We start from the raw sequence: 4,794 nt of genomic DNA, 5'->3' as shown, positions 1-4,794 counted from the left end.
GGAAGAGAACCAGCAGGCCAATCAGTGTGACGAAGGCGATGGCGGCGATCATGGATGCAAGCATATGGGGCGCGCAGGTAAACCCACCCTTGACAGCAAGGGTGTACCCCTGCCGCGCTGTGCTTGGTTGCGCTGCCAATATGCCCGCGGCGGATCAACCGCAGGGACCCCAGCAGAGCCAAGATCGATCAGCTAACTGATGCCAACCTACTAGGGCGTTGCGAGAAGAGGGCACCCGCTCTATGGCGGTCCGATTGAGCACTACGCCGGCGCGATCATCGTCCCACAGTGGTCACCGGCGTTCGTCCCGGTGAGGGTTCCCGTTGCGGGCGACTTGCTCAGCGCATCGACTTGAGCGGAATCACGCTTCAATGCGCCCGTTGGTCGTCCGGCTTCCGGGCATTCTATCCATCAATTTTCTGACAGTCCCGCCCCACACCGATCGGAGATTGGCACGTCATGGCGGGCAGAACTCCAAGGTCCCCGAGGGCGCGGCATCGAGAACGCTGACCACCGTTCGCGAGCTGAGTGTCGGATGTTGGGAGTAGCATGATCGCAGTCTCGCTCTTCTGCTATTGGAGGATGAAATGTCCCGTCCCACTGACCGTTCCGGTACCGCGCTTCTCGTGATAGATGCCCAGAACGGGGTTCTGGCCAACGCCCACCGGCGCGGTCCGGTGGTTGCCAATATCGCGATTCTGGTAGACCGCGCCCGCGCTGAAACAGTGCCGGTCCTCTGGGTACAGCATTCCTCTGACGAGCTGCCGATCGACAGCGACGTCTGGCAGATCGTTCCCGACCTCACGCCAGCGCACGGTGAGGCCGTTATCCGCAAAGAGTATGGAGACTCGTTCGAGGCGACCAGCCTGGAACAGGTGCTCGCCGGGACCGACGTCGGGCACCTCGTCGTTGTCGGTGCGCAAACCGACGCGTGCGTGCGCTCCACCCTTCATGGGGGTTTCACCCGCGATTACGATGTGACGTTGGTCTCCGACGCGCACACCACAGAAGATCTCACCGAATGGGGCGCTCCGCCGCCCGCTCAGGTGATTGAGCACACCAACCTGTACTGGAGCTTCCAAGCCGCCCCCGGTCGAACCGGCAAGGTCGTGCCGACGGCAGACGTCGAGTTCACGCGAAGAGCCCCTCGAGCGAGATAGAACGTTCGCTCACGCTTCGTTGCTCGGCCGGGCCGGTGATTGTCGACTGCGACAATAAGACTGGACTGGCCCCGCGACAGTTCATCGCGCTCGCTCAGGAGAAGGGGTTCGACGACCCGTCCAAGAAAGCCGGGGTGATCGTCGATTGGCTGAAGGCGGACTTCGACTTGGGCCGCGGTCACGCCATGGCGCTCGTGCACATCATCAAGAACGGCGAAAAAATCAACACGAAGCACGTGGGCAGTGGCACCGCGCACAGTGACGCATCCGACACACTCTGGCTCGACGGGAAGCAGAACCGCCCCGCGTGAGCCAATAGCTCCTGGCCGCCGCCGCTCACTTGGACGGATTTCGGTGCCCGCTGAGAGTTCCTTATTGGTACGGACCCAAGCCGGCGATCGCGTGTTTAGGTACCCCGGTGGGCGTCCGGCTTGCGGGCACGAATATGGGGGCCTCGAACTTGAACGTGTTCCACTATGTCTGACGCTGTCGTCGGATTGTCGTGGTGGTGTCGTGGCAAGGCGGCCGGGTTGTCTCCTAGGTTGAGAGCATGAACAAGACACACATCGGTGAACTCCGTCGGGCCCGCGGCTGGACTCAGGAGCGGTTGGCGATGGAGAGCGGGGTCGCGGGGCGAACGATCCAACGCGTGGAAGCGGGTAGCGATGCCAGTTTGGATACGGTCGCTCTGATTGCGAATGCGCTCGAGGTACCTGTCAGAGACCTATTTGTGAGCGTTGAAAGCATCGACTTCGGTGAGGCGGTGGAACAGTTACATGCTCGCAAGAGCGCGCAGCAAGCCCGCCGTGATTCCATCACGCACGCGTTCACCTATCTATTCCAAGGCGTGGGAGTCCTAGTTACCTTCGCGACAATCGTTCTGGAACCCACCGGGACGATCTCGTGGCTCGGATGGTTCATTATTCCTGCCTACTGGGCTGGAGTGCGGTTACTCTTTGGCTTTCTCTTCCGAATCGTCATCGACCCACGGTTGGATGCGAAATATCCCCTTTCGCTCCCTTCGCGGGTCGCTGCAAACTACTGACCCGTTTTCGCGCCCGCGACGGACTTCCATGTACATCGGTCACTACGCAGCTGCTGCAGTGTTGGTTACGCTCGTGCCGGACTCGCCGGTGATCCCGATCGCTGTCGGCGTCGCCTGGCCGGACCTGGTGTGGCCCGTCCTCGTCCTCCTGGGCCGCGAACGCGTCACGATTGGCCGGAACGACCCACTGCAACGTTCTATCCGATTCGACTCCTACCCGTTCTCCCACTCGCTGGTGCTCGGCAACCTGTTCACGCTCGTGCCCGCCGCGATCGTCGCTCTTCTCTACAACAGCGTCCTGGTTGGGGTGCTGTTCTGGGTCGCCGCCATCTCACACTGGATCCTCGATCTCGTCGTACACATGCACGACCTGCCTGTCCTTGGCTTCGGCGGCAAGGACCGCAAGCTGGGATTCGGACTCTGGCAATACCCGAAAACAGCCTTCGTCACCGAATACATCTTCTTTGCCATCGTCGTCCTCCTCACCGCTCGACCGACGGCGTATGTGGGTGTGCTCGGCGGGGGGCTGTTCCTGCACCTCCTGAACGCGAACTCGTTTTTCGGGTTCAGCAGACACAACCCGTTCAGCACGCCAACCCGATTAGCGCTCATTACTTTCGTTGGGTACATCGGCGCGATCGCTTGGTTCACACTCGCCTGGGAATGAGCGATCGAGATCGACATCCATCTAGATGTCTCTCCCGCGTGCGACCACCCGGACTCAAAGAGATCCATGTAGCCAAAACTGATCGCCGCTGGGAGGCCGCGTCATTGCCCGGCTCGACATACAGGCGTAGACCCGCTAGCACCCACGCCCCGGAGAGAGTTCCCCTTGATGGCTTCCAATTTCCTGCCGGCCGTTAGGTCAGATAGCGATTATTTGGGCGTTTCCATCTGCTCGTTGGTCCTTCTCGTCACCAGGGAGTTTCGCGCGAAGCCACCATCATGTGGGCGTCTCTGGCTCCCGCAAGACGCTATAAATCCGAGGAAGAGGCGTGAAATTAGGTGCGAAACTATCGCTGAAGCGAACAGAAGCGCCCCGCCACGTACGGTGTCAGACGGCAGGAGCGGCGAGCCGCTTCGACGGAGTTCATCCCGGGCCACTCGCGCCCCGGGCAACATCACCAGGGGTGCCGTTATGAGTCCAGCAGTGTAGCTCTTGAAGGAGATCGAAGTCGCGACGTGCGTGACCACATGAGCTTCCAAGCCCGCCAACACCGCCCGATAGAGACGTGACTTTCCTTGGGTGCGCGAGCCGCGAACGCAGGCCGTGCCAACAAGCACTCCCATGAGCGCGATGGCGAGTACAGATTGCGACGGAGAAACCACGACGCGGCCGGTTCCCAGACGTGCGGCGAGCAGCCTGGACGTGGCCGGGAAGGTGAATGCCTCTTCTACGTCGTGCACAAGCCATGCGGCGAAGAGTGCCACCGCAGCGATTCGGGTTCCAGTTGGCTTGCTCGACACAACGAAATCATATCGGTCCCCGCCGCCCAAGCTCCTTTACGGACACCGCGCAAGTTTCCTGACACGTTCAGAGCTCCGCAAAGCGTTGGTCTAACGGTCTCGAACTCCGATTCCGGCAGAATGATCGTATGGCGAGAAACGTGACTCCACTTCGGTCGGTGGGCCAGGACCCAAACGCGCCCGTTCTACCTAAGGATGTCTGGCCCGCGACACTTGCTCCGATCGCGCAGCTCCTCGAGCACGGTCTCGAACTCGGCCAGGTGACCGTTTTTGTCGGCGACAACGGGGTCGGGAAATCGACGCTCGTCGAGGCCATCGCGGGTGCATACGGGATGGGACCAGACGGCGGATCGACTGGGTCGCGTCACACCACCCGTAGGTCCGAGTCCACCCTCGCCGATCACCTGCAATTGAGCCGAGGACTGGGTGCCCGCCGGGGCGGCTTCTTCCTTCGCGCGGAGACGATGCATGGATTCTTCACCTATCTCGAGGACAACCCGGGCGGTAACGACCCGGTGTTCCACGAGCGTTCGCATGGTGAATCCTTCCTCGATCTCGTGGCCGCCCGGGCTCGTTACCCGGGTTTGTGGATCCTCGACGAACCGGAATCAGCGCTCTCGTTCACGGGATCGCTCGCCCTACTATGCGACCTTCGGGACATCCTTGCCGCCGGAGGGTCGCAAGTGATTCTGTCCACTCATTCACCGATCCTGGCCTCGATTCCCGGTGCGGAGATCTACGAGGTCGGACCGTGGGGATACCGTCCCTGCGCCTGGGGCGACCTCGACCTGGTTCGGAACTGGCGATCGTTTTTAGAGGATCCGCAACGGTACCTCCGGCATCTAATCTGACCGAGGTTTCCCGAACGGTCTTTAGGGTTCCCGTTGCCGGACTAGATAGTCCGGCAACGAGATTTCAATCGGTGCCCTTCTCAAAGGCTAGATTCGAACTGACGTTGGATAGTGCGGTAAACGGTCGATCGCGCGACGTTGAAGAGTTCCGCTAGTTCCGCGCTGGAGTGAAGGCCGGCGTTGTGGACTTTGAACCGTCCCGGGTTTCATGCCGCCGTTTTGTTGGCGGCTTCGATATTTATCGGGCCGTTTGTCCCAGCGTAATAGTGGA

General features: G+C 61.0%; 6 protein-coding genes and 1 pseudogene. 5 read left to right on the top strand and 2 right to left on the bottom strand.

Annotated features, from left to right (window positions below; all coding sequences use genetic code 11):
* The first annotated feature begins 587 nt into the window (after nt 1-587).
* From CXY78_RS00290 to CXY78_RS00275, 4 genes are all read left to right on the top strand, one after another.
* Complete coding sequence (locus CXY78_RS00290) at nt 588-1,160, top strand: isochorismatase family protein (RefSeq protein WP_104087469.1); 573 nt, start codon at nt 588-590, stop codon at nt 1,158-1,160.
* Between the two features lie 35 nt (nt 1,161-1,195).
* Nucleotides 1,196-1,471 carry a DUF4287 domain-containing protein gene (locus CXY78_RS00285; RefSeq protein WP_198412805.1) on the top strand — a complete coding sequence of 92 codons (276 nt, stop codon included), beginning with the start codon at nt 1,196-1,198 and terminating at the stop codon, nt 1,469-1,471.
* 239 nt (nt 1,472-1,710) lie between these two features.
* A complete protein-coding gene (locus CXY78_RS00280; RefSeq protein WP_104087467.1) occupies nt 1,711-2,205 on the top strand; it encodes a helix-turn-helix domain-containing protein in 495 nt (164 codons plus the stop codon).
* 28 nt (nt 2,206-2,233) lie between these two features.
* Nucleotides 2,234-2,872: a hypothetical protein gene (locus CXY78_RS00275; RefSeq protein WP_092342586.1), complete on the top strand. Its 639-nt coding sequence runs from the start codon at nt 2,234-2,236 to the stop codon at nt 2,870-2,872.
* A 209-nt stretch (nt 2,873-3,081) separates the two neighbouring features.
* Here the strand turns inward: CXY78_RS00275 and CXY78_RS21930 are convergent, their stop codons facing one another.
* Complete coding sequence (locus tag CXY78_RS21930) at nt 3,082-3,636, bottom strand: HXXEE domain-containing protein (RefSeq protein WP_158252724.1); 555 nt, start codon at nt 3,634-3,636, stop codon at nt 3,082-3,084.
* A gap of 164 nt (nt 3,637-3,800) precedes the next feature.
* Here CXY78_RS21930 and CXY78_RS00265 point away from each other — a divergent pair, with 164 nt between their 5' ends.
* Nucleotides 3,801-4,523: an AAA family ATPase gene (locus tag CXY78_RS00265; protein ID WP_104087464.1), complete on the top strand. Its 723-nt coding sequence runs from the start codon at nt 3,801-3,803 to the stop codon at nt 4,521-4,523.
* Between the two features lie 80 nt (nt 4,524-4,603).
* Here the strand turns inward: CXY78_RS00265 and CXY78_RS00260 are convergent.
* Nucleotides 4,604-4,702: pseudogene (locus CXY78_RS00260) on the bottom strand (helix-turn-helix domain-containing protein); the annotation flags it as partial.
* Between the last annotated feature and the right edge of the window lie 92 nt (nt 4,703-4,794).

It is taken from the genome of Cryobacterium sp. N19, from assembly GCF_002929595.1.
Lineage (GTDB): Bacteria > Actinomycetota > Actinomycetes > Actinomycetales > Microbacteriaceae > Cryobacterium > Cryobacterium flavum.
Note: the sequence above shows the minus strand (reverse complement) of the source record. Positions and strands in the feature narration are given on the sequence as shown.

Excerpts from the sequence above, each read along its gene's own strand:
- CXY78_RS00290 (WP_104087469.1), top strand. The coding sequence starts at position 588 with ATGTCCCGTCCCACTGACCGTTCCGGTACCGCGCTTCTCGTGATAGAT.
- CXY78_RS00280 (WP_104087467.1), top strand. The coding sequence starts at position 1,711 with ATGAACAAGACACACATCGGTGAACTCCGTCGGGCCCGCGGCTGGACT.
- CXY78_RS00275 (WP_092342586.1), top strand. The coding sequence starts at position 2,234 with ATGTACATCGGTCACTACGCAGCTGCTGCAGTGTTGGTTACGCTCGTG.
- CXY78_RS00265 (WP_104087464.1), top strand. The coding sequence starts at position 3,801 with ATGGCGAGAAACGTGACTCCACTTCGGTCGGTGGGCCAGGACCCAAAC.